The following is a 24,843-nucleotide window of genomic DNA, read 5'->3' on the forward strand; positions in this document are numbered from 1 at the left end:
GCGACGCCTAACTCAGCGCGACGCTCGCCACGATTTCCATGAAATGCGGCAGCGCGGGCGTAACGCGCCGCGCGTCCTTCGCTTCATCGTCCCATCGGCGCAGCGCGATGGCATCGCGCGCGTAGGGCTTCGCGAGAAAGGCCTGCACGGTTTCATCGTCGAATATGCCGCCTTGCAATTGGAGGCTGCGCACCGAATCCGCCGACAGCCGCGCGTGATACGACGCATCGATCGCACAAAGGCAGCGTTTTGCATCGACGTGCAGGCGAATCGGTTCGAGCACGGCGTCGGAAAACAGCGGACGCAGAAACGGCAGCGCGAAGTACTGATGCAGATCGTCGATGCCGCGTTCGCTCGGTGTCTCGCCTTGCAGATTCAGCAGGTGCCCGAGATCGTGCAGCAAGGCCGCGACGATCAGCTCGCGGCTCGCGCCCGCCTGCTCGGCGAGCGTCGCGCTTTGCAACGCGTGCTGCAATTGCGTGACCGGCTCGCCGCTGTAGGCGATTGCACCGTGTTCATCGAAGAGATGACGGATGTCGTCGAGTGAAAGCGCCATCGTAAGGAAAGGGTCGGGCGGGTATGCTTGGAGCGAAATGACGCGCGATTCTCGCAAGGCTTTATGACGCGATGATGGCGCACGCAAAGCGTGCGTTGAACCTCATGCCTTTCTCTTTCCGCCGACGCCCCGAACTCGCAGGCCTCGATCGCGCTTCACGACGCGATGTGCGCCGCATCGCGTGGCATTTCGCGCAGCGTCATTGGACGCTGCATGCGCCGGCGTTCGTGTGGATCGTGTTCGTGCTGCTGCATACGCGTTATCACCTCGTACCGGAGCGGCGCGACTATCTGCTCATCACGCTTCTTATCTTCGTGGCGGGCGTGGTGAACATACGGCTGCATATCGCACGCTATCTGAAGCCCGCGCGCGCCATCTTCGATTCGTTAGGCGCCATGGCCGCACGCGCGATCACGGGCCGCTAGCCGTTCGTGTTGCAATGCCGCATCGCGCGAAAGGACCCCGTTTTTCGCGTGTTAGGATGCTCGACGACCCGCATCCACCGAACGCAAGATGGCAACGTTATACGAAACGCTCGGCGTGGACGAGCACGCCACCGAAGAAGAAATCAAACGCGCGTATCGCAAGGCCGCGATGCGTTGCCACCCGGATCGCAACGTGGGCAACGAAGACGTCGCCCGCGCGAAGTTCCTCGAGATCAAGGAAGCCTACGCGATTCTCTCCGACCCCGCGCAACGCGAGGTCTACGACCGCATCTACACGGAAGAGATGCGCCGCTGGGAAGAGCGCGTGCGGCAGGAAGAAGCCGAACGCGAAGCGCGCGAAACGAAGGAGCGTGAAGCCCGCGAGGCGCTCTATGCGCAGCGCGTATCGCTCGCGATGCGCTTTGCATCGCAAGGCCATAATCGTGACGTCGTGTTCGGCGTGCTGCTCGGCGCGAAATGCGACGAGTCGACCGCGCGTCAGATCGCGGATAGCGCGATCGCGCTGCATGAATCGCGTCAGGCCAGGGAAGAATCGAAAGAGAAAGAGCGCGAAGAAGAACCGGTCGCGGCGAAGAAAGAAGAGAAGGAACCGGCGGCTGCCGACGCGTCGAATCCGCTCGGCGCGATGTGGTTCCAGTTCCTCAACAACCTGCGTTTCTGAACCGCCTCAGGCCGCGAGTCTTTCGCCGCGCATGTTGCTTTGCTTCGGTGCGGGCGGATACACGCACCAGTGCCCGTCATCGTGGCGGAAGAAGAACAGCGCTCGCGACACCGCGCCGTGCAACGCCTCGACGCATACATAGCGCCGCCTGTCGGCACGCGTGCGGCTGAACTGCCTCACATGCACCGGCATGCTGCCCGGCGCGAGCCATTTTTCTACCTGATAACGAAGGGACTGCTCGTTCGCGCATTTCATTTCAGTCTCCAGCACGCGGCTTTCATGTTAGGGATAACGGCCGAACACGCCGATGATTGAAGCCCTATCAGTGAAACCCCTGCCGCGACGCATCACATTCTTGACAAAGCACTTGAACTCTACGCTTCAAATCCTGAGCCGTGCCCGTTTTGGCGAAATAGCAACAGCGAGCTTGAACGCGTCTTTCGCCGTGCTCGTTGATGAAAGATGCGTAGCGCTGTTGAACTCATCGTCTTGCAACGCGATGCGAGGGTATGTGCGCGATCGGTCATATGAAATGGCCGATTCGTACGATACCCGTCACTGGTTTCAAAGCGAACGTCGTGCCTGAGTCGTGCGAATCAGAGCGGGCGCGCGAAGCTGAGTTCGTGGCCGTCCGGATCGGTGAGATGGAAATAGCGCTCGTTCCAGGGCGCATCGCGTGGCGCGAATTGCGGCTCGAGGCCGTGTGCCACTGCTTTCCGATAGAACGGGTCCACATCGGACACATGGATGATGACGCGGCCCCAGAAACGAATCGGGTCGTGCGTCTCGCTGGTCAGATTGAGAAACGAACTGCCGAGCGCGAACGAAGTAAAGGCCTCGTTCGCGCCGCCGTGGACGATGCGAAAACCGAGCGCCTCATAGAAGCGCACGGCGCGCGGCATGTCGTTCGTCGCGAGCGTGATCGCGCTCAGGCTTTCGACGCGTGCCTCGTCGCTTGATTCTTCCATGCTGTCGTTCGTCATCCCGGATGATGCTGATGCGACACGAGCGGCAGCACCGAAAGATCCGGATGCGTGCCATCGACGATGCTCTTGCCGATATGCCGCGCATCGTCCACCGCGTCCTGCGCGCGCGTGTAGGCGTCGTCGCCGTCGGCATGGAAGTGCACCGCTTCGCCCGGCGTGTTCGCGTTCGCGCCGGGCCTGCACACATATCCGACATACACGTAGCGCTCCATCGTGCTCGGCGGCGCATGTTCGGGCGTGGGCTTCAGTTGCGGCTGCACGTGGATCTCGAAACCTTCGTAGTCGAAAACGTGCCATTGAGCGGGATCGTCAGGCATGACCGCCTCCTTGGTGTAGCGTTCGCTCGCGATTCAACGTTACTCCTGTTGGCGCGATGAAGCCACCGCGAAGCGCAATCACGTCAGAAGAAATGCGTATGTGTGGCGCGGGAAATTGACAGCGTCTTCGCGCGCGGCGGATACTTTCCGGCGCACTTGCTTGAAGCGGATACGTCTGCCGTTGTCCCGATCCGGGAGGCGCGGTGAAGCCAGCCACGACACATCGTACTGTCCTTGCCCGCGCGATGCCGCGCATGACCGCGCTCGTCGGCGACATCACCGCGGGCACCGTGTCCACGCTGATGATGCTGTGCTACGCGATGAGCCTCGGCACGCTCATCTTCAGCGCCGATCTCGCGCGCTATGCCGAACTTGGCGTGCCCACCGCGCTCGTGAGCTGCATCGTGACTGCGTTCGTCATCGCGGTGACGAGCTCGATGCGTATGAACATAGGCGGGCCGGACAGCAACGCGACGGCGTTTCTCGTCGGCGTCGCGGCGGGCGTCGCGAGCAGCGTGCGCGCGAACGGCGGCACGCCCACGGTCATCCTGCTGACGGTGCTCGTCGCCATCGCGCTGTGCTCGCTCGTGACGGGCCTCATTCTCTTCGCGATCGGTTCATCGAAACGCAGCCGTTCGCTGCAATTCCTTCCCTATCCGGTGATGGGCGGGTTTCTCGCGGGCACCGGCTACCTTCTGATCGCGGGCGCGTTTCGCGTGCTGACCGGCGTCACGCTCGATTGGCACACGTTGCCTAAGCTCGCGCAACTGCACTGGCTTGCATGGGCGCCCGCGCTTTTCGTCGGCGCGCTCGCGACGATTCTCGCGCGCACCTGGCGTCACGCGGCCGCATTGCCGATCACGCTCGCTATTGGCATCGCGCTCTTCTACGTGCTGTTGCGCGTCGCCGGCATCTCGCCCGACGATGCGCGCGACATGGGCCTCCTGCTTCAGCATGTGCCGGCGCATGCGCTGCACATTCCCGAGTTGCATCTGCCGTCGTCGCTCGCGCGCGGCGAGATCGACTGGCACGCGATCGTCGCGCACTTGCCCGAGACGCTCATCGTCACGTCGGTGTCGGCGATCACGATCATCATGAATTCGACGGCGATAGGCGCGGCCACCGGCCAGGACATCGACCTCAATCGCGAGATGCGCGCGGCCGGTCTCGCGAATATCGCGAGCGGTCTTTTCGGCGGCATGGTCGGCTATCAGTCGTATAACCGCTCGATGCTCAACGCGCGCGCCGGCGCGACGAGCCGCGCGGCGGGCGTGTTTGCCGCGCTCGCGTGCCTCTTCCTGCTGATCGCATCGCCCGATCTCGTGTCGCTCTTTCCGGTGCCCGTGCTCGTCGGCATGCAGATCTACATGGGCTTGCGTCTGATGATGGACTGGCTCGTCGGCGCATATCGCAAGCTGACGTGGCACGAGTATCTGCTCGTGCCGCTGATCCTCGCGGTGATCGCGTTCTATGGCGTGATCGCGGGCGTCGTCGCGGGCGTGGTCGCGGCGTGCGTGACCTTCGCGCTGCTCTATGGTCGAGCGGGATGCGTTCGCATGGAGTTCGACGGCCGCACGCGCACATCGAATGTCGAGCGCAGCATCGAGGAAACGCGCTTGCTGATCGATCGCGGCGATCAGATCTGCGGCGTCTGCCTGCAAGGGTTTCTTTTCTTCGGCTCCGCGAATTCGATGTTGCAGCGCATCCGCGAGCGCATTCGCTCGCATGGTCCGCGTCCGGTGCGCTATGTCGTGCTCGATTTCGCGTGGACCAACGGCATGGACGCGTCCGTGTCGCTCGCATTCGTGAAGCTGCGTCAGGCGTGCGCGGCGATCGGCGCGGATCTCGTGCTGACCGCTCTGCCGCGCAACTCGCGCGCGCTGCTAGGGCGCACGGGCGCGCTTTCGCTCGGCATCCACGAGTTCGACACGCTCGACGTCGGCCTCGAATGGATCGAAGCGCAGCAGCTTGCCACGACGACGCGCACGCTCGAACCGCGCGCGCCGGCCGGCGATTTCCGCGCGATGCTCGCGCCGCATTTCAGCGAGCGCGCGCTGCAGGGACTGGCCGCGTTCCTAGACGTATGCGATATCGGCGCGGGCGAGGCGCTCTTTCGTCGAGGCGATGCGGGCGATGCGCTTTACATCGTCGAAGAAGGGCGCGTGACCGTGTCGCTGCCGCTCGCCGATGGCCGTTCGGTGCGGCTGCGCTCGTTCGGTCCGGGCACGATCATCGGCGAGATGGCCGTGTACACGCATGCGCCACGGAGCGCGGATGTCGTCGCCGACGAACCGGCGCGCCTGCGCCGTCTCACGCTCGCGGCGCTGCGCAAGATCGAGCGGGACGATCCATTGACCGCGCAGGAGTGGCATCGCTTCGTCGTGAAGATGATGGCGTCGCGGCTCGCCATCGCCGATGAAGCGTTGCGCGCGGCGTCGTGATCACAGGCATGCGATCTGCTTTTGCCGGGAAGCACAACGCCGGGGCCTTCAACATGACACACACTGTCCGCGCGATGCTCGCGCTTGCGCTCGCCATCGTCATGACGAGCGCGCTTGCCCAGAGCGCGCCGCAATCGATCGCGATGCTCGACTGCACCCTCATCGACGATAACGCCGCCTACAACGACGCCGAAATCGACCGCATTCAGAGCGCGCGCCTCGCGATGGTGAGCGGCGCGTTTCGCGACGACTTGCGCGAGAGCGCGCTCTTTCGCGTCGCCGACAATGCGAAGGCAAGCGATCTCATCGCGACGCTGAAAAGCACGCAGGACATGAACGCGTGCAACGGCTGCGAACTGCGTGTGGCGAAGGAACTCGGTACATCGCGCGTCGGCGTGTGCTGGGTGCAGAAGATCAGCAATCTCATCCTCAACATGAACCTGCGCGTCGAAGACGCGAACAGCGGCGCGATGCTCTTTCAACGCTCCGTCGACATACGCGGCAACACCGACCTGTCGTGGAAGCGCGGCGCGAAGGCGCTCGTCGATCTCCTTGCAAGCGATCCATCCGCGACGCGCTAGATTGGCGCCACGCGAAAAGTCCAGCGGAATTCGGGAATTTCTCCCGGCCGATGCCGTTGCCTCGGCCGCGCCGATTGGGCTAAGTTGAGGCTGCCGGCACGCGCGCCGTGCCGTGTTGCGCGCGTGCGCTCACGAACTCGAACAATCGGTATCGAAACCGCTGGAGACGACCATGCAAGTCAGATTCAAGGCGGCGCGCATTGCCTGCGCGTCGGCGATCGCGACATCGCTTGCGTTTGCATTGGCGGCGAACGTCGCCCATGCCGCCGCGCCGACCGCCTACGTGACGACCGAAAACGCCGGCGTCGGCGTGATCGATCTCGACACGCTCGCGCTCGCGACGACCTGGGATGTCGGCAAGGACGGCCCGCGCGGGCTGTCGCTCAACAAGGAAGGCACGCGTCTTTACGTGGCGAACAAGGCGACGAGCGATCTCTCGGAGATCGATACGTCGACGGGCAAGGTCACGCGGCGCGCGAAGATCGGCAAGAATCCCGAGTTCGTGCGCGTGTTCGGCGGCTATGCGTATGTGACGTACGAGCCGGGTGAAAGCGGCGGCCCGCCGAAACCGGGCCAGCCGGAGAAGGACGACGACGACGCGAATTCGCCGCCCGCCGAGATCGCCATCGTCGATCTGAAGACCATGAAGATCACGCATACGGTCAAGAGCGGGCACGAGACCGAAGGCGTCGAGTTCTCGCCGGACGGCAAGCTGATCCTCGTGACGAACGAGGGCGACGATACGGTGTCGGTGTATCGCGTCGGGACGGGCAAGCCGGTCCGCACGGTGAACCTCGACAAGGGTTCGCGTCCGCGCGGCATCAAGGTGTCGCCGGATGGCAAGCAGTATGTCGTCACGCTGGAGAACGCGAACAAGTTCGTCGTGCTCGATGGCAAAAGCCTGAAGACCGTGAAGACCGTCGATACGAAGACGGGCCCGTATGGCGTTTCGTTCGATCCTTCCGGCAAGCGCTTGCTGATCGCGGCATCGCGCGACAAGACCTTGCAAGTGTTCGACGGCTCGACCTACGAGCATAGGAAGGATGTGCCTGTCGGTCAGCGTTGCTGGCACTTCAGCTTCACGCCCGACGGCTCGAAGCTGCTGCTGGCCTGCGGACGTTCGAACGCGGTGTACGTGCTCGACGGATCGGACTACAAGGAAGTCAAGCAGATCGGCGATCTGCCGCTGGCGTGGGGCATCGTCACTTATCCGCCGAGCGCGGGGTCGATCGTCGGGCGTTGAGCGGCAAGGAGGCGTTGCCGAGTGTGAAATGGCCGCATTGCGCGGCCACTTCCATTTGTGCGCCGTGGCATTGCGCATATTGCAACGTCGATCACGACGAATGCGCGCGAGGGACAGGACGCATCCGCGCAGCGAGGAAGACAGGCTTCGCTGTCAGGCTGCGCTTTGGGAAGGCATCAACGCGCGCGGCATTCCGTGGAAGTCGTATCAGGATTGAGCCGCGCTATCACGTCATATCACTTCCACGCATACCGCATCCCCACCCACACGCCACGCGGCGCACCGACGCCGAGAAACTGCTCGTTCACCGTCGCGCCGTTGTTGAACGTGTGATTGGGCCCGTCGAAGAAGTTCTCGCCGAGAATCGCGAAGTTCGCATAGCGCTTGTTGAGCAGGTTCTTCACGGTCGCATAGACCTGCAACTGTTTGGTCACGTTGTAGGTCGTGTCGAGATCGATCAGGAAATAGCCCGCGACGCTGCCGTTGACGTCCTGATTGTTTTCGTCGCCACGCGCGAAGATATTGCTGCGATACGTGAGATTCGTGCCGATGTTCCAGTGCGCAAACGGGTTGTAGTCGATGCGCATCTTCACCGTATTCGCCGGAATGCCCGGAATGCGGTCGCCCGAATGCACGGTGATGTTGCCATCGGCGTCCGCGCTCGAATTGCTCGCGCTGCTTTCCGTCCACGTCGATCGATACGTCGCGTTCACATAGCTATAACTCGCCGCGATGCCCACCGGTCCCCATTGCGTGCGGCCCGCGAGTTCGAAACCTTGCCGTCGCGTCTTGCCGACGTTCTGAAAATAGCCGAGCGTGCTGCCCGCGCCTTGCGCGCTGACGAACTGGATGTCGTCGTCGAGCGTCGTGCTGTAGACCGCGGCGCTCCACTGCGTATGACTGCCGAGACGCCCGCGCGCGCCGACTTCGAACGTCTTCGAAATCACCGGCTTAAGATCCGGGTCCGCGATGAAGTCATTGGGCAACGAGCACGGCGCGGCGGGGTCCGCGCACGCGAGTTCGATTGCGGTCGGCGAGCGCATGCCTTCGTTGTACGTCGCGTAGGCGGTGAAGTTCGGCGTCGGATTCCAGTTGAAGCCCACGGCCGGGTTGAAGCGCGAGAACGTGTGATTCCCGTCGAGCAGCGGCTGCACGCCGCTCTCGTCGCCGATGGTCGCCTTCGCCCAGTTGTAGCGTCCGGCGAGCGTCATCGACCATTGTTCGTTGAACGAGAACGTATTCTCGAAGTAGATGCCGAGATTCGAGTTGTGCGTCTTCGCGTCGGTCGTCGGTGCGAACGGACCCGTGGCGATCGTCGCGCGGTTGTCTTCGAATGCGGCCGGCTGCTCGGCCTGCGTGAAATGCGAATTGGCGAAGTCGCCCGCCGCGCCGACGATCAATTGATTGTCGTGATCGAAGAGCCTGTTGAGCAAGGTGAGTTGCAGGCTCGCGCCGTAGCTGTCCGTCACGATCACCGACTGGTCGTTGAAGGCTTGCGTGAGTTCGTCGGCATAGTCCCCGTCCGGATACAAATCGTCGTTTGAGTTAGAAATCACGTTCTTGTTGCGATAGTGGCGATAGTACGCGTTGCCGCTCAACTGCACGTTCGGCGTGATGTAGTGCTCGGCGTTGATCGTCAGATAGCCGACCTGATTCTCGTTCGTGTCGGGAAACGTGTACGCCTGACGGAAGTTGTCCATGAACGAGCGCGGAATCGTCTGCGAGCCGTTCAGCGTGTTGTCCGCGCCGCCCATCGAAACGGAGACCGTCGTGTCGGCGTCGGTATAGCGGATCTTGCCGAACGCCTGGCGCAGCTTGCTCGCGTTGTGATCGGCCCAGCCGTTGTCGTTCGTGACGTTCGCGGTGAAGTAATAGTCGAGATGATCGCCGATCGCGCCGCCTTGCTCGATCTGCGCATACTTGCGTCCGAACGAACCGAAGCCGACATCGACGTTGCCGCCCGGATTGCTGCGCCCGTTCTTCGTCGTTACCGCGACCGCGCCGCCGAGCGTGTTCAGGCCGAACGTCGGATTCGACCCGGGGATGATCTGCATCGTCTGGATCGCGGCCTGCGGAATCAGATCCCAGTTGACGACATCGCCGAACGGCTCGTTGATGCGTACGCCGTCCATGAACACCGACAAGCCCTGCGGCGTGCCGAGCAGCGGCGACGCAGTGAAGCCGCGATAGTTGATGTCGGTCTGCCACGGATTGCCTTGCGCGTCGTTGGTATCGACGCTCGCGACGTTCTTCTCCAGATAGTTCGTGACGGTCGGCGAATGCTGCGCCTGGATCTCGCTGCCCTTGATCGTTTGCACGTTCGCGGGCACTTTCTCCAGCGGCGTGCCGACGCCGACGAGCGGCGTGGTCCCGACGACGATGATCGAAGGCAGTTCGGTTGTCGGCGTCGTATCGGCTGGCGGCGTCTGCGCCCATGCGGCCACAGTGATGCTCGCGAACGCGCCGCCGAAGACGAGCCGCAGCCCCGCTCGGGGTTTGAACGGATGCGCGGGCGCGCGCAGGCGCGGCATGCTCTTCATCATCGTCTCCTCTTTATATTTCGATTCACGCGCCGAGCGTGTTTCTTTCGATGAAAGCGTCGCATAAGACAGCGCGCGTGGACCGGGAGCTTTTCCCGATCGCGCAGGGAAGCGTTCCCAATTGCGTTCCACCCACCGCACGGCGCGATGACGCCGTGCGTAGAATGCATTCCACGATGCCGACCGAATCCTTGCCCTCTTTCGCGAAAGACGCCGACCGCCGCGCGCCGCGCTCGCCGGTGTGGCGCGATCTTGCTTGCGTGCTCGCGGCGACGCTGATCGCGGCCGCGCTCTTTGCGCGTTTCGATTTCAGCGAGTACGCGTATCGGCTGACGCGCAGCGCCGAACGGTTTCAAGTCGATGAATTGCCGCCGACGCTCGTCGTGCTCGCGATCGGTTTCGCGTGGTTCGCGTGGCGGCGTTATCGCGAGGCGCAATCGGAAGTGCGCAGACGGCGCGCGCTCGAAGAAGAGGCCGAGCATCTGCTTGCGGAGAATCGTCGCCTTGCGAATCAGGCGCTCGCCGCGCAGGAGACCGAGCGGCGTCATCTCGCGCGCGAGTTGCACGACGAGCTCGGGCAATACCTCAACGCGATATCGCTCGATGCGGGGCGTATCCGCGATTTGTCGGCTACGCGCGAGGCGGAGATTCATCGGCTGTCGCTTGCGCTGATGCAAAGCGCGACGCATGTGTATCGCGAGATCGGCGGGATGATTCGCAGGCTGCGTCCCATCGGCCTCGATGAATTCGGCTTGCCGACGGCGCTCGAACATTGCGTCGATGGCTGGCGCGAGCGCTTGCCCGATGTGACGTTCACGCTCGCTGTCGACGGCGATTTCGACAATTTGAGCGATGCGCTCAACATCACGCTGTATCGGCTCGTGCAGGAAGGGCTGACGAACGTATCGAAGTTCGCACGGACTTCACGCGTGGAGATTTATCTGGCGCGCGCGCCGGAAGAAATTGTCGTGACGATGGCCGATGACGGCCCGGGCGTCGATCTCGCGAAGCCGCGCCAGGGACTCGGTTTGATCGGCATGCGCGAGCGCGTCGAAGCGCTCGGCGGCGAGTTTCAGATCGTGAGCGAGCCGGGCGCGGGTTTTCTGTTTTGCGCGCGCGTGCCGGCTCAGGCGGGGCTGCCGTTGCCTGCGACCGCCGACGAAGCGAAATCGGCGAAGTGAAGCCCCAGGCGGTTCGCGATCTGTGCCAACTGCACGCCGTTATCCGCGCCGAATTTTTGGCGGATCACCGATTGATGATTCGCAACCGTCTTCTGGCTCAAGCCTAACTTCTCCGCGATGCTCGGCAGCGTATAACCCTGCACGAGCAATCTCAGCACCTCGAATTCGCGCGCGGATAACTGCCGTCCTTCCTGAATGCTCGCGCGCAATGCAAGCGCTTGCGACACATCGGGACTCAGATACGAAACGCGCCGCGCAACCGAACGCACCGCTTCGACGAGCACATCGGGCGCGCTCGCCTTCGTCACATAACCGCGCGCGCCCGCATCCAGCGCGCGTCGCACGAAGATCGCTTCTTCATGCACGCTGAAAATGAGCACATGCGCGTGCGGCTCGCGCGCCAGCATGCGCCGCATCGCCTCGATGCCGCTTGCGCCCGGCAACGCGAGATCCATCACGACGACATCCGGCTGCAGCGCGCAAAACTTCTGATAAGCCTCGGCTGCATCCGCCGCTTCGCCCGCGACGTTCACATCGGGACTCAGTTCGAGCAGACGCTTGTAGCCTTCACGCACGACGGCGTGATCGTCCACCAGCAGCACGGAGATATCGGCAGTCATGGCTTGTCTTCTCCTTCTTTTGAACCACTACCGGAGGCCTCGGCCGCGATGCGCTTCGAGTTCGCATCGTTGCGAAAGACGATGGGTTGCTCTTGCGGTTCCTGCCGTGCCGATGCAGCGCGCACGACTTCGATCACGCGCTCGTGATGCGGGGACTTGTCGCAAACCGGATCGGCATTCGCGGGGTCCTGCGTCAGCAGATACGCCTGACAGCGGCAGCCGCCCATGTCGATGGCCTTCTCGTCGCAACTGCGGCACGGCTCCTTCATCCAGCCGAAGCCGCGAAACCGGTTGAACGCATCGCTCTCGTACCAGATGTCCTTGATCGACATATCGGTGACGTTCGGAAACGTGAGACCCGGCAATGACCGCGCGGTATGACACGGCAGCGCGGCGCCATCGGGCGCGATGCCGAGAAACACCGAGCCCCAGCCGTTCATGCAGCGCTTCGGTCTGCGCTCGTAGTAATCCGGCACGACGAAGAAGATCTTGCACCGGTCGCCGATCTCGCCGCGATAGCGTTCGACCACCGCTTCGGCTTCATCGAGCTGCTCTTTGGTCGGCATGAGTTGCGCGCGATTCTTGTGCGCCCAGCCGTAATACTGCGTGTTCGCGAGTTCGAGATACTCCGCGCCCATCGCGAGCGCCATGTCGATGATGCGTCCGATATGCGGCAGGTTATAGCGGTGAAGCACGCAATTGAGCACCATCGGAAAGCCATGCGCCTTGATGAGATTCGCGACGCGCTTCTTGTAGTCGAAGGTCTTCGTGCTGGAAAGGAAGTCGTTCAATTCCTGCGACGAGTCCTGAAACGAAAGCTGTATGTGATCGAGCCCGGCGTCCTGCAACGCACTGATGCGCTTCTCCGTCAGACCGATGCCCGATGTGATGAGGTTCGTATAGAAGCCGAGCTTGCGCGCTTCGCCGACGAGCGTTTCGAGATCGTCGCGCAAGAGCGGCTCGCCGCCGGAGAAGCCGAGTTGCGCGGCGCCCAGCGCGCGTGCCTGACGCAATACGTCGATCCATTGATCGGTGTCCAGCTCGCGCGTGTGATCGGCGTAATTCACCGGGTTGTAGCAGAACACGCAATGCAGCGGACAGCGATACGTGAGCTCGGCAAGCAGCCAGAGCGGCGGCGCGACGGTTGCGTCTTCGTGCTCGGGCTTCGCAATCGGTTCGGACAAGTCGGTCATGACGCTACTCCAGCCAGCCTCGCGCACGCGCGCCGGCGATGAACGCGCGCACGTCGTCGCCGAGGCCGGTCGCATTGAACGCCTGCTCCAGATCGGCGACGAGCGCGGGGATATCGCGCGTGCCGTCGCATCGCAGAAGAATCTCCGATGCGCTCTGATTGAGCTTCACCATGCCTTCCGGATAAAGCAGCACATGCCCGTTCTGCGCAGGTTCCCATTGCAGCCGGAAGAGGCGTTTTAGTTTCGGATGCAACGAATCGTCCGGCGCTTCGACGGCTTCCTGCTTGCGTTGAGTCGGGTTCGTATCGCTCATTGCGGAAAAGCCTTTTCGATGGAATCGAGCATGGTCCAGAGAATATCGAGCTTGAACTGCAGGATATCGAGCGCGCGTTGCTGTTCCTGACGCGTCGTGAAATGCGCGAGCGTCACTTCGAGACCGTGCTCGACATCGCGCTGCGCAAGCGACACGCGCGAGCGGAAATACGAAAGCCCTTCAGGCTCGATCCACTTGTAATGCTCGGGCCATGTCGCGAGCCGGTCCTTGTGAATCTGCGGCGCGAACATCTCCGTAAGCGATGAACACACCGACTCCTGCCACGGCGCACGCCGTGCGAAGTTCACGTAGGCATCGACTGCGAAGCGCACGCCCGGCGTCACCAGCTTGAGCGACCATAGATCGTCGCGCGAGAGGCCGACCGCATCGCCAAGACGCGCCCATGCCTCGATGCCGCCGGGCTGATCGTCGTAGCCATCGTGATCGAGAATGCGCAGCACCCAGCGGCGGCGCGTGTCGCGATCGGGGCAATTCGACATCACCGCCGCATCCTTCAGCGGAATGTTGATCTGATAATAGAAGCGGTTCGCGACCCAGCCGCGTATCTGTTCCTTCGAGCAGCCGCCGCTGTTCATCTTCACGTTGAACGGATGATGAATGTGATACGCCGTGCCCTTCGCGCGCAACTGCGCTTCGAATTCGTCGCGCGTCCACGCGGGGCCTTCGTCTGTCACTTTCGTGAAGATCGGGCCTGTGGTCGGGTTGAGCATCGGGTCGAACATCTAACGGTCTCCAGTGCGAATGTCACAGCTCGAAAGTCATGCCGTCGTGCGCGACCTCGATGCCGTGCTCCGACAACATGCGCCTTTCAGGTCCATCCTCGATGAGGATCGGGTTCGTGTTGTTGATGTGGATCAGCACCTTGCGCACGCCCGCGCGATCGATCGAATCGAGCACGTCGATCATGCCGCCCGCGCCGGTTTGCGCGAGATGGCCCATATCCTTGCCGGTCTTCTTCGTGAGGCCGAGGCGAATCATTTCATCGTCGGTCCAGACGGTGCCATCGACGAGCAGCAAGTCTGCTTCGCGCATCGCATCGAGCACATGCGGCTCCAGCGCGCCGAGCCCCGGCGCATAGAATGCGCGCTTGCCCGAAGCGCGATTCGTGAACATAAGGCCAATGTTGTCGCCTGTTTCCGGCGCATCGCGATGCGGCGAATACGGCGGCGCCTTGCTCGACAGAGGCAATGCGTCGATGCCCACGCGCGGCAGCTCAGGCACGGACAACGATGCGCCATCGAGCGCGATGCGCCTGTGCTCGACGCCACAGTAATGCGAAAGAATCGACGTGATGGGAAAGCCCGTCGAGAGGTCCTGCCACACGGCGTCCGTCGTATAGAGCGGCAAGGGCGTGCCGCGCTCGCGCAGCATCAGCAGACCGGTGACATGATCGATCTGCGCATCCATCGTGATGACGGCAGCGATGCCGGTGTCGCGCACGCGGCGCGCGGGCTGCAATTCCGGGTTTGCGGCGATCTGCGCAAGAATGTCCGGCGATGCGTTGACGACCAGCCAGTCCTCGCCGTTATCGGTAACAGCAATGGACGACTGAGTGCGCGCACGCGCCAGAATGGAGCCGCGCCGCACGCCATCGCAATTGCGGCAGTTGCAGTTCCATTGCGGAAAGCCGCCACCCGCCGATGAACCGAGCACGCGAATCTTCAAGGCAGCATCCTCCGCAAGAGACCGTCGCGATCGATCAACTGATGCTTCATCGCGCCGAGAAAATGCACGATGACGAGCGCGGCCATGATCCACGCCAGATACTCGTGAATGCCGAAGAAGATCTGCCGCATGGATTTGTCGTCCCAGCCCCATTGCGGCAGCGCGATGCCCCAGAACTTCGTGCCGAACTTGTTGAACGACGAGCCGAGATAACCGGTGAGCGGCATCGCCACCATGCCAACGTATAAAAGAGCCTGCGTAATGCTCGCGGCGGCGCGTTGCCACGTTCGCATCGGCGGCAAAGGCGGCCGGCGATAAGCCAGACGTGCCAGGATGCGGAGCAGCACCAGCAGGAAAACGGTGATTCCGAGCGACTTGTGGAAGTTGATGAGGTCCGACTTGAACGGCAACCCGCGCGGCAGGCCGACCATATAGAAGCCGATGCACAGCATCGCGATGATTGCGATCGCAATTATCCAGTGCAACGCGATCATCGGGCCTGCGTAACGCTCGCTTGCGACATCGATACGGCCGTCGCGCGACGTTGCTGATGTCCGCGCGGTGCTCATGGCGTGTCTCCCCGGAAGTGCCAACGGTCCATTGTTCATCTCCTTGCTACGAATTGGCGATCAGCAATTCCCCCCGTCCATCGACGGCGAGATCGCCCGCGTAGCGTCGCGGCAATATCTTGCCAGCGAACTGCGAAAAGGGTGCGATCTCGCGCGCGAGCATGCGCGTGAACAGCAGCCAGAAGACGTCGAAGCCGCGCCCGCCTTCGGTGAACGTCGGCGGAATGCGGGATGGCGCATTTGCCAGCAACACCGTGCCGCGCCGCATGCCGTAGCCCAAGTGTGCGCCCACTTTCCCGCCGATGCAGACCGAGCCCGCGACGAGCCGCGACGCGGCGAAATCGCCCGCATCGCCCGCGACCAGCACGGTGCCGCGCCGCATGCGATCCGCGAGGCGCGCGCCTGCGCTGCCGTGAATCGCGAGCGTGCCGCCTGTCATGCCTTCCATGTCGCCGGGCAGCGCACTTGCGGCGAACTCGCCGGCGTTGCCGTGAATCGACAGTCGTCCGCCTTGCATCTCGCACGCGGCGAATGCGCCCGCATCGCCTCGTATATTCAACTCGCCGCCGGACATCTTCATGCCCGCGTAATCGCCTGCAGCGCCGTGCACCGCGAGCGTGCCTTCGGTCATGTTCGCGCCGATGCGGTCGAGCCACGGCGCATCGCCTTCTATCGTGAGTGCGGGCGCATCGCTTGGTTCCTGCGCGATGTCGAAAAGATCGCCGAGCGCGCACGTTTCGCCCGCGCCTTGCAGCGTGATGCGCGGCAGTTCTGTCGCCGATATCTCCGCGAGCGTCGCGGGCAGTAATTTCGACCCGTCGACGCGAAAGCCCGGCGCATTTTTTACGCGCAACGTGATGGCGTTCATGCGCGGCTCCCGTCGATATCCTTCGACAGTTCATGCAGCTTGAAATGGTACGGCCCGAGCTTGCCGCCGTAGTTGCCCGCCGAAATGCGCAGCACGCCGCCGGCGCGCCCGATCTTCGTCGCCGCCGCGATGCCCGCGGTCATCGCCGCGCCGACATCGGCATCGGTCAAGCCGTCGATGACGATTTCGAGCACGCACGCGATGTCCGGCGTCAGTTCGCTCTTCTTCGACAAGCCGACGAGCGTCGGGCAGAACGCATCGTTCGTGGACGCCGTCGCGCCCGCATACTTCGATCCGATCTTCGATCCCGAGCGCACGACGCCGCCCGGAAACGGCGTGATGACGTTCGGCAGCCGATGCATCGCGGCGACGGCGGATTCGGCCGCATTGAGCGCGCTGTCGATGTCGCGCGCGAGAAACAGCAGATTGCCGCCGCCGACCGCTTTCACCGTCGCGGTGAATTCCTCGCAGACGAACTCGCCGTCCATCACGGGCACGCGCCAATAGCGTGTGCCGTCGAGCACTTTCGATATTTGATAGCCGTCGCCGAAGAAGCGCAGGCCCGCGCCGAGCGGCGCGTTGTCGGAGAGCGGCGCGCGTGTGTTGGCGGGATCGATGCCGCCATAGACGGCGGTCGTCGGGCACGTCAGCACGCATTGGCCGACGCGCCGCGCGATCTGCTTGGCGAGTTCCTTCGACGATATCGCGAAGATCAGCACCGCGATTCCGGGCCTGCCATCGGGCGTTTCATCGCCGGACAGATCGCGTTCGATGCCGGCCTCGCAGCCGCAATCGATGACGGACGTCGCGAAGCCAGTCAGCGAATTGGCCGCGTGACGCGCCCACGTCGACGAATGCGCGGTGATGACGAGGCGCGTCGCTTTCATCGGGAAGGCTTCGGCGAAGGTGTCGTCGATCTGCGTGTCGTTGATACGCATGCGTCAACTCCCGTTCGAAGCGAAGCATGCGACGGGCAACAGCCGCCCGCCGTTGCAGCATGCGCAGATTTCATCGTCGCCGATCGCGATGTTCTCGAAGCGCGTCGCGAGGTTTGCCTGCGTGAATTCGCGCACGCGCTTTTCGATCGCGCGGTCGTAGTCGGGGCGCACGTAATGGATGCCGCCGGTGGGCGTCGCGAGCAGCGTGCCGTCGCGCGCGATCAGCTCGCCGTCCTTGAACACGTAAGCAGGCGATGTGAACATGCGCTCGCGATCGTCATCGTCGCGATACACGGCAATGTCCGCCGCCGCGCCTGCGCCGAGATGCCCGCGATCCGTGAGGCCGAGCAGTTTCGCGGGACCGGCGCGCGTGATGATCGCAATGTCGTAGAGCGAGAATTCGCGCGTGATTTCGCTCAACGCGCTCGCGGTTTTCGCATCGGCGTGCAGCTTGTCGAGTTGTTCGTCGCGAAAGGACTTGTCCATCAGCAAGCGGATCAGATGCGGATAGCTCGTGAACGGCGCGCCGTTCGGATGATCGGTGGTCATCGACACCCGCCACGGATCGTCGACGAGCAAAAAGATCTCGAGCCCGATGATCCATTGGAGCGCATTCACGAAGCTCTGTTCGCGGTACTCGAACGGCACGATGCCGCAGCCCGCATCGCATTCGATATCGCCGAGCACCCATTTGCGCGGTCGGGCCATCGGCGCGTTCTTGAACTGCATCATCGTGTCGCCGGATGCGGTGACGGTCTGACCGAAGATGATCTGGCCGACATCGATCGTCACGTTGGGCCGCGCGTTCACTGCATCGGCGATCGCGCGCGCGCCCGATGAAAACTTGCGCGGGCCTTCCGTGCCGTAGCTATGGAACTGGATATGCGTCAGATGAATGGGCAGGCCATCGGCGGTGTCCATCGTTCTGATCGTCGATTCGATGTTGCCCGGCACGCCTAGATTGCTCGCGTGCACATGCAGCGGATGCGGCACGCGCAGCTCGGTGAGCGCGCGCGTGAGCGTGCTCAACACGTCGCGCGGCGTGATGCCGTAATGCGCGTGCTTTTCATCGACATCCAGCGAACGCTGATTGAACTTGAATGCCGATATGCCGCCCGGATTGACGACCTTCACGCCGAGCGCCTTGCTCGAATCGATGGTCCAGCCGACGTAATCGCGCAGACGTTCGAAGTCTTCCTTCGCGGCGAGCATCTGCAGGAAGAGCTCGTCGTTGCCCATCATCACGTAGGCGCCGTGATCGATGATCGGCGTGTCGCCCATTTCCAGATGCGCGTGGCGCGCGTTCGACGCGATCATCGCCGGCTCGAACGCGGCCGTGTAGCCCATTTCCGCATAGCGATAACCGGTGGCAAGCGTGCCGGGCGCGCACACGCCGCACGATGGCAGACGCATGTATCGGCCTTCGTTCGGACGATCGGGCACGGCACGCGGATCGTCGCGATGATCTTCGGGCAGAAGCAGCCGCGACAGATTCGTCTTTCCGCCGCCGATGTGCGAATGCAGATCGATGCCGCCCGCCATCACGATCATGCCGCTCGCATCGTAATCGCGGTCGATGCTTTCGTTCGCGGCATCGGCGACGATGCGGCCATCGCGCATATGGATGTCGCGCTTCTCGCCATCGACGCCATTCGCCGGATCGTAAAGCGTGCCGCCTTTGAGGCGCGTGACGCTCATGCGGGCCTCCTTGCCTGCGCGAGTTGCGATGCGATCGATGCGACCGTCGGCAAGGCGTAATCGCGCGCGGCGGCGAGCGGCGCGACCACCGATGTATCGACGCGAAACAGATGCCCGCCGCTGTCGATGCCCGGCGTCGCGACGGGGATGAACACGGTCGGCGCGTGGCGCACGGGGACGGCCGTCGATGGATGCGCGAGGATGATCGCGGGCACGTTCGCATCGAGCGATGCGGGCAGCGGCTCGGGCGCGAAGCTGGACACCCACAGGAGCGCGTCGATTTCGCCGCGCTGCAGCAGCGTTTCCGAGCGATAGCGATGCGCGTCGTGATCGAGCGGCAAGCCGTATGCGACGCGCGTGCGCAGCGGAAAGCCCGACAGCCATGTGATCGCCTGATTGACGGACGCGGCGCCGTCGTCGCCGGTGAGGGCGAGCGTGCCGGCGCGCGCCGTGCGATTGATCGCCTTGACGATGCGTTGCAGCGCTTCGATCGCGAGCGCGGCGTGTTGCGTCGGCAGCGCCGATGGCTCGTAGATCACCGCCGTGTACTTCGCGGCGTTGATGCGTTCGGTCAGCGCGACGAGCTCTGGCGTTGGAATCGGACGGCCGCCTTCGACGAGCGCGGACCACAGCGCGAGTGTGTCGAAGGGATCGGCGTTCGCGAGGATCGATTCGGCTTGGGCGTTGGCGGCTTTATCGATGTCACATCCGATGAATACAACCTTTGTCTCGCGGCCCTCGCTTGCGATGCGCTCGAAGAAGCGCGGATAGCGTCGCGACGGCTCGCACGCGAACACGACGATGAGATCGGCGCGCGAGCGGACTTCGGAGAGCGTCGTAAAGAACGAGCCGCGATCTTGCAGTGCGCGATTGCTGTCGGCGAGCGTGTCGCCGTGGAGGTGATCGAGGATCGCGCCGCACTGCGCGGCGAGTTCATAGAGCGCGCGTGCGCCGGACACGTCGGTCGCGAGACCGCCGAATAGCGGCCGATGTGCGTTCGACAGGATCGCGGCGGCTCGCGAGAGCGCCGACTTTTCGTCGGTGACTTGCCCGTCGATTTGGGGCTTCTGGCTTGCATCGTTCGGACCGAAGCGGGCAAGGGAAGCGTCCAGACGCGGGCAGGCGGTGTGCGGCGCTGCGAGGCGGTGATCGGCGGTGGGTGCGAGCGTGATGTCGTCGCATAGTAAAGGGCAGAACGGACAGGTCCAAGGTTTTGAGGCCGCGGACGGGGCGCTCGGCGTGGTGGAGGTATCGGGCATGGTCGACCTTTTGAGCAAGGTCTATGCCGGTTTTGTTGCTTTTTGCTTTTCGCTTTTGCTTATCGCTTTTTGATTTCGCCGGATCCCGTATTCGTGTCGGTCTATTAGCATTGCCCCTGTGCGGGGCGGCACTCACTTTCTTTGCTGCTGCAAAGAAAGTAAGCAAAGAAAGCAGCTACTGATACGCCCGCGGTCACACGCAATTTGGGTAGTCCTCTCGTCCATCGTGGGCTGCCTAAAGAGTGCCCTCATAGGCCCAACCGGGCTTGGCTCGCGCACGGTCCGTCTCATCGCACCACATACCAAACTGGTTCAGCACCAAATAGCTCCAGCCCGCTTCGCGGCCGACCGGTCAATCGGGAATGCGCGTGCTTCGCTACTAACATCTTTATCGCACTGCGCGCGCAAACCGATGGTTTCCCTTGCAGACCCAGCGGCAGCGCGTAGCGCTGTGCCGAAGCCATTTCGTGCTGAACCAGCGCCCTCGAAGTTATTGGGCGGCAGACCGTGCGCGAGCCGAGCCCGGTTGGTCCTACGAGGGCACTCTTTAGGCGAGTGCCGCCTGTGACGAGAGGACTACCCAAATTGCGTGTGACCGCGGGCCTGAAGAGCTGCTTTCTTTGCTTACTTTCTTTGCAGCAGCAAAGAAAGTGAGTGCCGCCCCGCACAGGGGCAACGCTAATAGACCGATGCGAGACCGGGATCCGGCGACTACTGGAAGGAAAGTGACTACCGCCCGCACAGGGGCAACGCTAATAGACCGACGCGAAACCGGGATCCAGCGAAACCCCCGCCGGGAAAGGCGAAAAAAACTGCTCCGCATTGCAACACACTGTCACCCATGAATCACCATATGCAACACCTGCTTCCCAAACGATTACACCTGAAACGCGCCCCGAAAGCCGTTGGCATAAAAATTGAGTTCGATCCCAAGGAAGTCAGAAAGAAGCCCCGCGATGCACATCGCCCTGAGATAAGGAGCCATCGTGAATAGCGGAAGCGACGAGCCAGGCAGAAGCGCCGCTGCGCTCGGCGAGCGCGAGATCATCGGCATGGCGGATTCCACCCGCGCCGATCACCTCCCGCGCCCCGGCAAGCGCCCGCACGTCAGCGAACGTGTCGAGATCGGGCCCGCCACACGCGCCCACATGATCGAGCGTCATCACGATCACGCGCGACGGCCACCATCCGCTCTCGCCATGCGTCGCCCCGAGCGCGCGCCCGCCGCGATAGTCGAGCGAAAGTATCGGCTCGAAGCCGCAAGCCGATGCCTCGGCGATCGCGCCGACATCGACGAGCGTTTCGGTGCCGAACACAGGCAGGATCGCGGCAGGCGCCGCTGAACGCGTCAGCCGCAAGACGCGTTCGACGAAAGCGCGCATCGGCAGAAACGCGGTAAAGCCCGCGTCGAGCCAGATGCGCAAGCCGTCGCCGAGGGCATCGCAAATCGCGGCGAGCGCGGCATCGTGCGCGCCGCGCGAAAGGATCGCGCCCAGATCGGCGACGTACAACGTGCGCGCGCCGGTCGCGGCGACGAGCGCGCGGGCGATCGCAACAGGATCGCTCGTCGCGCACAACGAGGACTGGATCGGCCGATAGCGCGAACGCTCGCCGCGCACCGCGCGCACCGCGTGGCCGTCGAGCAGATCGAGAACGGGTATCACCTGCATGGATGGCTTTCCTTTGACCAAGATCTTTGTATTCGAGTATCTCACCGGCGGCGGCATCGATCCGGACGCGGCAGGCGCAGGCAGCCTCGCCGATCTCTCCGCGCTCATCGTCGAAGGCCGCGTGATGCGCGACGCCATCGCCGCCGATCTGCGCGCGCTGCCCGGCATCGACGTGACCGTCGCAAGCTCGCGCTTCGAGCAACTCGACGGCGCCAGCGGCCACGTGCGCGCGCATCCGGGCGAATCGCTCATCCGCTTCGTGGCCCGCGTGGCGCGCGAGCATGACTATGCCTGCATCGTCGCGCCCGAGTGCGACGGACTGCTGCTCAAGCTCTACGACGCCGTCGGCCAGGCGCGCTGGCTCGGCTGCGCGAAGGAAGCGATCCGCGCGGCATCGAGCAAGAGCGCGACGGCCGCGTGTCTCGCCGCGCGCAGCATCGCCGCGACGCGCGCGCTCGAACCGGAAAACGCGGCCGCCGCAATCGGGCGGCGCTGGGTCGTCAAGCCCGACGACGGCGCGGGCGGCCTCGATACCTACGTCTACGACGACCTCGCCGCCGCGCGCGCCGAATACGCCGCGCGCGCGGAAGCGGGCCGCAATCCCGTGCTGCAGGAATGGATCGACGGCGAGCCGTTGAGCCTTTCGCTGATCTGCCGCGACCGGCTCTCGCGGCTCGTGAGCATCAACCGGCAGCGCATCGGATTGTCGGATGCGGCGGGATCGGAACGGCGCGCGCGCATCGTTCAGTTCGATGGCGTCGATGTCGACCGCATCGACCGGCATGGGCCGCAAGGACGCGCGCTCGAACGGCTCGCGCTGCGCGTCGCCGATGCGTTTCCGGGGCTGCGCGGCTTCGTCGGCATCGATGTCGTGTGGCATCCCGAGCGCGGGCCGGTCGTGATCGAGGTGAATCCGCGTCTCACGGTCGCGTATGCGGAACTGAGCCGGCGCGGCGGCAGGAATCTCGCGGCGGAGCTGCTCGCGGCGCATCGCGTGCCCGGCTTCGACGGCGATGCCGGATTGCTGCGCGCGTGCGCCGGAGCGTCGTCATGACGGCACCGACATTGCACGATGCGCCGGTGTTCGGCTGGGACGTGGGCGGCGCGCACGTCAAGGTGTCGATGGCGACGCGCGCGGGCGTGCTCGCCGACATCGCGCAATGGGCGTGTCCGTTGTGGCAGGGCATGGCGCACCTGGAACGCGCGATCGACGCGATGTTCGAGCGCTGGCCCGCCGCCGCCGATCCGGCCGCGCGCCACGCCGTCACGATGACGGGCGAAATGGTCGATCTCTTCGCCGACCGCGCCGAGGGCGTGCGTGCGTTGACGCGCGCGCTTGCGCAAAGGCTCGGGCCGCGCACGATGTTCTTCGCCGGCGACGCGGGCTGGCTCGCGCGCTCGGCGTGCGCGGAACACTGGCGCAAGGTCGCATCGGCGAACTGGCTCGCGACCGCGCAATGGGTCGCGGCGTGCCTGCCGGATGCGCTGCTCGTCGATATCGGCAGCACGACGACGGACATCATTCCGATCGTCGGCAGACGCGTCGTGGCGCGCGGCACCAGCGACGCCGAACGGCTGGTGAGCGGTGAGCTCGTGTATCAGGGCGTGGTGCGAACGCCGTTGTGCGGGCTCGCGCATCGCATCGCGTTTCGCGGCGAGCACGCCGGCGTGATGAACGAATGGTTCGCGACGACCGCGGATGTCTATCGTCTGACGGGCGAGTTGTGGCCGGAGCACGACCAGCATCCGAGCGCCGACAACGGGCCGAAGACGCAGGCTGCGAGCCGCGTCCGGATTGCGCGGATGATCGGCCGCGACGCCGCCGATGCGAGCGATGCGGAGTGGCGGCGTTTCGCGCAGGGCTGGCGGCGCGAGCAATTGCGCGCGCTCGAGACGAATCTGGCGCGCGTCGTTGCGCAGGATGCGGCGCTGGCGGCGGCGCCGATCGTGGGCGCGGGTTGCGGGCGTTTTCTGGCGGCGGCGCTGGCGCGGCAGGAGGCGCGCAGCTATGTCGACTTCGCGCGTCTCGCGGGTATCGACGGCGACGATGCGACGCGTGCCGAATGGGTATCGACGTGCGCGCCGAGCGTGGCGGTTGCGCTGCTGGCGTCGATGGCGATGAAGGGCGCGGGAGGCAACGAAGCGCATCTGTCGAACGATGCATCGGCGCGCGCTGCGTGATAGCGTGCGAAACATAGCGAAGGATGCGGGTGCGTGGCCCGCCGGCTTGATCGAACGAGGACAGGAATATGTGGGTGGTGAAGATCGGGGGAAGCCTGAGTCACGACCCGGCGCTGCGCGAGTGGTTGACGCGGCTATGGGAAGTGGGCGGCGGGCGCGTCGTGATCGTGCCGGGCGGCGGCGATTTCGCGGACGCGGTGCGGCAGTATCAGCAGGAGTGGCATTTCGACGATCTCGCGGCTCACAACATGTGTCTGCTCGCGATGGCGCAGTACGCGATTCTGATGCAGGGCGTGGTGCCGGAGCTCGTGCTGGCGTCGAACGAGGATAGGATTCGGCGCGCGTTGCGCGATGGGCGTGTGGCGGTTTGGGTTCCGACCGATCTGATGCGCTCGACGCCCGATTCCATGACGAACTGGGAGACCACTTCGGATTCGCTCGCCGCGTGGCTTTCTACTTCGCTTAATGCGGAGCGGTTGATGATCGTGAAGTCTTGCGAGGTCGAGGCGAATGCGCCGCTCGAGGCGCTGGCTTCTAAAGGCATTCTGGATCGGCGGTTTGCGGCTTATGTGCGGGATGCAAATTATGTCGTCGAGGTTTTGAGTAAGTCCGATGTAGGGGTTATGCGGGATCGATTGCTCAACGTGGCGGTTTGAATTTTCTTCGCTTTTGGTTTTGCTTATCGCTTTTGATTTCGCCGGATCCCGTTTTCGTGTCGGTCTATTAGCACTGCCCCTGTGCGGGGCGGCAGTCACTTTCTTTGCTGCTGCAAAGAAAGTAACCAAAGAAAGCAGCTCCCGATACGCCCGCGGTCACACGCAATTTGGGTAGTCCTCTCGTCCATCGTGGGCTGCCTAAAGAGTGCCCTCATCACAATCACCGGGCTTGGCTCGCGC

General features: G+C 63.7%; 25 protein-coding genes. 9 read left to right on the plus strand and 16 right to left on the minus strand.

Annotated elements, in window-relative coordinates; all coding sequences use genetic code 11:
• Positions 1 to 7: 7 nt before the first annotated feature.
• On the minus strand, positions 8 to 556 hold the full coding sequence (locus QCE49_RS25795; RefSeq protein ID WP_250457971.1) for a phosphonate degradation HD-domain oxygenase: 549 nt from the start codon (positions 554 to 556) through the stop codon (positions 8 to 10).
• Between the two features lie 104 nt (positions 557 to 660).
• Here QCE49_RS25795 and QCE49_RS25800 point away from each other — a divergent pair, with 104 nt between their 5' ends.
• Together QCE49_RS25800 and QCE49_RS25805 are read left to right on the plus strand one after the other, a co-directional pair.
• Positions 661 to 981 carry a hypothetical protein gene (locus QCE49_RS25800; RefSeq protein ID WP_239295348.1) on the plus strand — a complete coding sequence of 107 codons (321 nt, stop codon included), beginning with the start codon at positions 661 to 663 and terminating at the stop codon, positions 979 to 981.
• Positions 982 to 1,069: 88 nt separating this feature from the next.
• The gene (locus tag QCE49_RS25805) at positions 1,070 to 1,663 is read left to right on the plus strand and encodes a DnaJ domain-containing protein (protein WP_250457979.1); all 594 of its coding nucleotides are present in this window, start codon (positions 1,070 to 1,072) and stop codon (positions 1,661 to 1,663) included.
• 6 nt (positions 1,664 to 1,669) lie between these two features.
• On the opposite strand, the gene QCE49_RS25810 is transcribed toward QCE49_RS25805, so the two are convergent.
• The 3 genes from QCE49_RS25810 to QCE49_RS25820 form a co-directional block, all read right to left on the minus strand.
• Positions 1,670 to 1,918: a hypothetical protein gene (locus QCE49_RS25810; protein WP_008354307.1), complete on the minus strand. Its 249-nt coding sequence runs from the start codon at positions 1,916 to 1,918 to the stop codon at positions 1,670 to 1,672.
• A 341-nt stretch (positions 1,919 to 2,259) separates the two neighbouring features.
• The gene (locus tag QCE49_RS25815; RefSeq protein ID WP_250457980.1) at positions 2,260 to 2,631 is read right to left on the minus strand and encodes a glyoxalase/bleomycin resistance/extradiol dioxygenase family protein; all 372 of its coding nucleotides are present in this window, start codon (positions 2,629 to 2,631) and stop codon (positions 2,260 to 2,262) included.
• 11 nt (positions 2,632 to 2,642) lie between these two features.
• The gene (locus QCE49_RS25820) at positions 2,643 to 2,966 is read right to left on the minus strand and encodes a hypothetical protein (protein WP_175982322.1); all 324 of its coding nucleotides are present in this window, start codon (positions 2,964 to 2,966) and stop codon (positions 2,643 to 2,645) included.
• Between the two features lie 245 nt (positions 2,967 to 3,211).
• Here QCE49_RS25820 and QCE49_RS25825 point away from each other — a divergent pair, with 245 nt between their 5' ends.
• From QCE49_RS25825 to QCE49_RS25835, 3 genes are all read left to right on the plus strand, one after another.
• Positions 3,212 to 5,407, plus strand: a complete 2,196-nt coding sequence (locus tag QCE49_RS25825) for a SulP family inorganic anion transporter (protein ID WP_250457994.1) — start codon at positions 3,212 to 3,214, stop codon at positions 5,405 to 5,407.
• A 53-nt stretch (positions 5,408 to 5,460) separates the two neighbouring features.
• A complete protein-coding gene (locus QCE49_RS25830) occupies positions 5,461 to 5,988 on the plus strand; it encodes a DUF3280 domain-containing protein (protein ID WP_250457982.1) in 528 nt (175 codons plus the stop codon).
• A 172-nt stretch (positions 5,989 to 6,160) separates the two neighbouring features.
• On the plus strand, positions 6,161 to 7,231 hold the full coding sequence (locus tag QCE49_RS25835; RefSeq protein ID WP_033535973.1) for a beta-propeller fold lactonase family protein: 1,071 nt from the start codon (positions 6,161 to 6,163) through the stop codon (positions 7,229 to 7,231).
• Between the two features lie 236 nt (positions 7,232 to 7,467).
• Here QCE49_RS25835 and QCE49_RS25840 read toward each other — a convergent pair whose 3' ends face one another.
• The gene (locus QCE49_RS25840; RefSeq protein ID WP_309806576.1) at positions 7,468 to 9,771 is read right to left on the minus strand and encodes a TonB-dependent receptor; all 2,304 of its coding nucleotides are present in this window, start codon (positions 9,769 to 9,771) and stop codon (positions 7,468 to 7,470) included.
• A 176-nt stretch (positions 9,772 to 9,947) separates the two neighbouring features.
• Here QCE49_RS25840 and QCE49_RS25845 point away from each other — a divergent pair, with 176 nt between their 5' ends.
• Positions 9,948 to 10,952 (plus strand): ATP-binding protein, encoded by a 1,005-nt coding sequence (locus QCE49_RS25845; protein WP_250457984.1) that lies wholly within the window; start codon positions 9,948 to 9,950, stop codon positions 10,950 to 10,952.
• Here QCE49_RS25845 and QCE49_RS25850 read toward each other — a convergent pair.
• The 11 genes from QCE49_RS25850 to QCE49_RS25900 form a co-directional block, all read right to left on the minus strand.
• Positions 10,898 to 11,572, minus strand: coding sequence for a response regulator transcription factor (locus tag QCE49_RS25850; protein WP_175982318.1), 675 nt, complete (start codon positions 11,570 to 11,572; stop codon positions 10,898 to 10,900). The genes QCE49_RS25845 and QCE49_RS25850 overlap by 55 nt on opposite strands.
• Positions 11,569 to 12,765, minus strand: a complete 1,197-nt coding sequence (gene pqqE, locus QCE49_RS25855) for a pyrroloquinoline quinone biosynthesis protein PqqE (protein WP_008354318.1) — start codon at positions 12,763 to 12,765, stop codon at positions 11,569 to 11,571. The genes QCE49_RS25850 and pqqE overlap by 4 nt, the downstream gene beginning before the upstream one ends.
• 4 nt (positions 12,766 to 12,769) lie before the next feature.
• A complete protein-coding gene (pqqD, locus tag QCE49_RS25860; RefSeq protein WP_250457986.1) occupies positions 12,770 to 13,078 on the minus strand; it encodes a pyrroloquinoline quinone biosynthesis peptide chaperone PqqD in 309 nt (102 codons plus the stop codon).
• Positions 13,075 to 13,821, minus strand: coding sequence for a pyrroloquinoline-quinone synthase PqqC (gene pqqC / locus QCE49_RS25865; RefSeq protein WP_008354320.1), 747 nt, complete (start codon positions 13,819 to 13,821; stop codon positions 13,075 to 13,077). The genes pqqD and pqqC overlap by 4 nt, the downstream gene beginning before the upstream one ends.
• A gap of 22 nt (positions 13,822 to 13,843) precedes the next feature.
• Positions 13,844 to 14,764 (minus strand): pyrroloquinoline quinone biosynthesis protein PqqB, encoded by a 921-nt coding sequence (gene pqqB, locus QCE49_RS25870; RefSeq protein ID WP_008354321.1) that lies wholly within the window; start codon positions 14,762 to 14,764, stop codon positions 13,844 to 13,846.
• On the minus strand, positions 14,761 to 15,333 hold the full coding sequence (locus QCE49_RS25875; protein ID WP_250440804.1) for a cytochrome b: 573 nt from the start codon (positions 15,331 to 15,333) through the stop codon (positions 14,761 to 14,763). Before QCE49_RS25875 ends, pqqB begins: the two co-directional genes overlap by 4 nt.
• Positions 15,334 to 15,379: 46 nt before the next feature.
• Positions 15,380 to 16,201: a formylmethanofuran dehydrogenase subunit C gene (locus tag QCE49_RS25880; protein WP_008354323.1), complete on the minus strand. Its 822-nt coding sequence runs from the start codon at positions 16,199 to 16,201 to the stop codon at positions 15,380 to 15,382.
• Entirely contained in the window at positions 16,198 to 17,139 is a 942-nt protein-coding gene (gene fhcD, locus QCE49_RS25885) for a formylmethanofuran--tetrahydromethanopterin N-formyltransferase (RefSeq protein WP_008354324.1), read from the minus strand. The genes QCE49_RS25880 and fhcD overlap by 4 nt, the downstream gene beginning before the upstream one ends.
• A gap of 3 nt (positions 17,140 to 17,142) precedes the next feature.
• Positions 17,143 to 18,837, minus strand: coding sequence for a formylmethanofuran dehydrogenase subunit A (locus tag QCE49_RS25890; RefSeq protein WP_250457988.1), 1,695 nt, complete (start codon positions 18,835 to 18,837; stop codon positions 17,143 to 17,145).
• Complete coding sequence (locus QCE49_RS25895) at positions 18,834 to 20,096, minus strand: formylmethanofuran dehydrogenase (protein ID WP_250436163.1); 1,263 nt, start codon at positions 20,094 to 20,096, stop codon at positions 18,834 to 18,836. The genes QCE49_RS25890 and QCE49_RS25895 overlap by 4 nt, the downstream gene beginning before the upstream one ends.
• A 938-nt stretch (positions 20,097 to 21,034) precedes the next feature.
• Entirely contained in the window at positions 21,035 to 21,766 is a 732-nt protein-coding gene (locus tag QCE49_RS25900) for a HisA/HisF-related TIM barrel protein (protein ID WP_008354328.1), read from the minus strand.
• Positions 21,767 to 21,779: 13 nt separating this feature from the next.
• Between QCE49_RS25900 and QCE49_RS25905 the strand changes: the two genes are divergently transcribed.
• From QCE49_RS25905 to QCE49_RS25915, 3 genes are all read left to right on the plus strand, one after another.
• A complete protein-coding gene (locus QCE49_RS25905) occupies positions 21,780 to 22,820 on the plus strand; it encodes an ATP-grasp domain-containing protein (protein ID WP_250460770.1) in 1,041 nt (346 codons plus the stop codon).
• Positions 22,817 to 23,947 (plus strand): hydantoinase/oxoprolinase family protein, encoded by a 1,131-nt coding sequence (locus QCE49_RS25910; protein WP_250460768.1) that lies wholly within the window; start codon positions 22,817 to 22,819, stop codon positions 23,945 to 23,947. Before QCE49_RS25905 ends, QCE49_RS25910 begins: the two co-directional genes overlap by 4 nt.
• Positions 23,948 to 24,015: 68 nt before the next feature.
• Positions 24,016 to 24,603, plus strand: a complete 588-nt coding sequence (locus QCE49_RS25915) for an aspartate kinase (protein ID WP_250440796.1) — start codon at positions 24,016 to 24,018, stop codon at positions 24,601 to 24,603.
• Positions 24,604 to 24,843 lie beyond the last annotated feature (240 nt).

Origin of the sequence: Caballeronia sp. LZ008 (genome assembly GCF_031451435.1) — a bacterium.
Taxonomy (GTDB): Bacteria; Pseudomonadota; Gammaproteobacteria; order Burkholderiales; family Burkholderiaceae; genus Caballeronia; species Caballeronia zhejiangensis.

Coding starts and splice junctions, on each gene's coding strand:
- QCE49_RS25795 (WP_250457971.1), bottom strand. CDS start 556: ATGGCGCTTTCACTCGACGACATCCGTCATCTCTTCGATGAACACGGT.
- QCE49_RS25800 (WP_239295348.1), top strand. CDS start 661: ATGCCTTTCTCTTTCCGCCGACGCCCCGAACTCGCAGGCCTCGATCGC.
- QCE49_RS25805 (WP_250457979.1), top strand. CDS start 1,070: ATGGCAACGTTATACGAAACGCTCGGCGTGGACGAGCACGCCACCGAA.
- QCE49_RS25810 (WP_008354307.1), bottom strand. CDS start 1,918: ATGAAATGCGCGAACGAGCAGTCCCTTCGTTATCAGGTAGAAAAATGG.
- QCE49_RS25815 (WP_250457980.1), bottom strand. CDS start 2,631: ATGGAAGAATCAAGCGACGAGGCACGCGTCGAAAGCCTGAGCGCGATC.
- QCE49_RS25820 (WP_175982322.1), bottom strand. CDS start 2,966: ATGCCTGACGATCCCGCTCAATGGCACGTTTTCGACTACGAAGGTTTC.
- QCE49_RS25825 (WP_250457994.1), top strand. CDS start 3,212: ATGCCGCGCATGACCGCGCTCGTCGGCGACATCACCGCGGGCACCGTG.
- QCE49_RS25830 (WP_250457982.1), top strand. CDS start 5,461: ATGACACACACTGTCCGCGCGATGCTCGCGCTTGCGCTCGCCATCGTC.
- QCE49_RS25835 (WP_033535973.1), top strand. CDS start 6,161: ATGCAAGTCAGATTCAAGGCGGCGCGCATTGCCTGCGCGTCGGCGATC.
- QCE49_RS25840 (WP_309806576.1), bottom strand. CDS start 9,771: ATGAAGAGCATGCCGCGCCTGCGCGCGCCCGCGCATCCGTTCAAACCC.
- QCE49_RS25845 (WP_250457984.1), top strand. CDS start 9,948: ATGCCGACCGAATCCTTGCCCTCTTTCGCGAAAGACGCCGACCGCCGC.
- QCE49_RS25850 (WP_175982318.1), bottom strand. CDS start 11,572: ATGACTGCCGATATCTCCGTGCTGCTGGTGGACGATCACGCCGTCGTG.
- pqqE (WP_008354318.1), bottom strand. CDS start 12,765: ATGACCGACTTGTCCGAACCGATTGCGAAGCCCGAGCACGAAGACGCA.
- pqqD (WP_250457986.1), bottom strand. CDS start 13,078: ATGAGCGATACGAACCCGACTCAACGCAAGCAGGAAGCCGTCGAAGCG.
- pqqC (WP_008354320.1), bottom strand. CDS start 13,821: ATGTTCGACCCGATGCTCAACCCGACCACAGGCCCGATCTTCACGAAA.
- QCE49_RS25875 (WP_250440804.1), bottom strand. CDS start 15,333: ATGAGCACCGCGCGGACATCAGCAACGTCGCGCGACGGCCGTATCGAT.
- QCE49_RS25880 (WP_008354323.1), bottom strand. CDS start 16,201: ATGAACGCCATCACGTTGCGCGTAAAAAATGCGCCGGGCTTTCGCGTC.
- fhcD (WP_008354324.1), bottom strand. CDS start 17,139: ATGCGTATCAACGACACGCAGATCGACGACACCTTCGCCGAAGCCTTC.
- QCE49_RS25890 (WP_250457988.1), bottom strand. CDS start 18,837: ATGAGCGTCACGCGCCTCAAAGGCGGCACGCTTTACGATCCGGCGAAT.
- QCE49_RS25895 (WP_250436163.1), bottom strand. CDS start 20,096: ATGCCCGATACCTCCACCACGCCGAGCGCCCCGTCCGCGGCCTCAAAA.
- QCE49_RS25900 (WP_008354328.1), bottom strand. CDS start 21,766: ATGCAGGTGATACCCGTTCTCGATCTGCTCGACGGCCACGCGGTGCGC.
- QCE49_RS25910 (WP_250460768.1), top strand. CDS start 22,817: ATGACGGCACCGACATTGCACGATGCGCCGGTGTTCGGCTGGGACGTG.
- QCE49_RS25915 (WP_250440796.1), top strand. CDS start 24,016: ATGTGGGTGGTGAAGATCGGGGGAAGCCTGAGTCACGACCCGGCGCTG.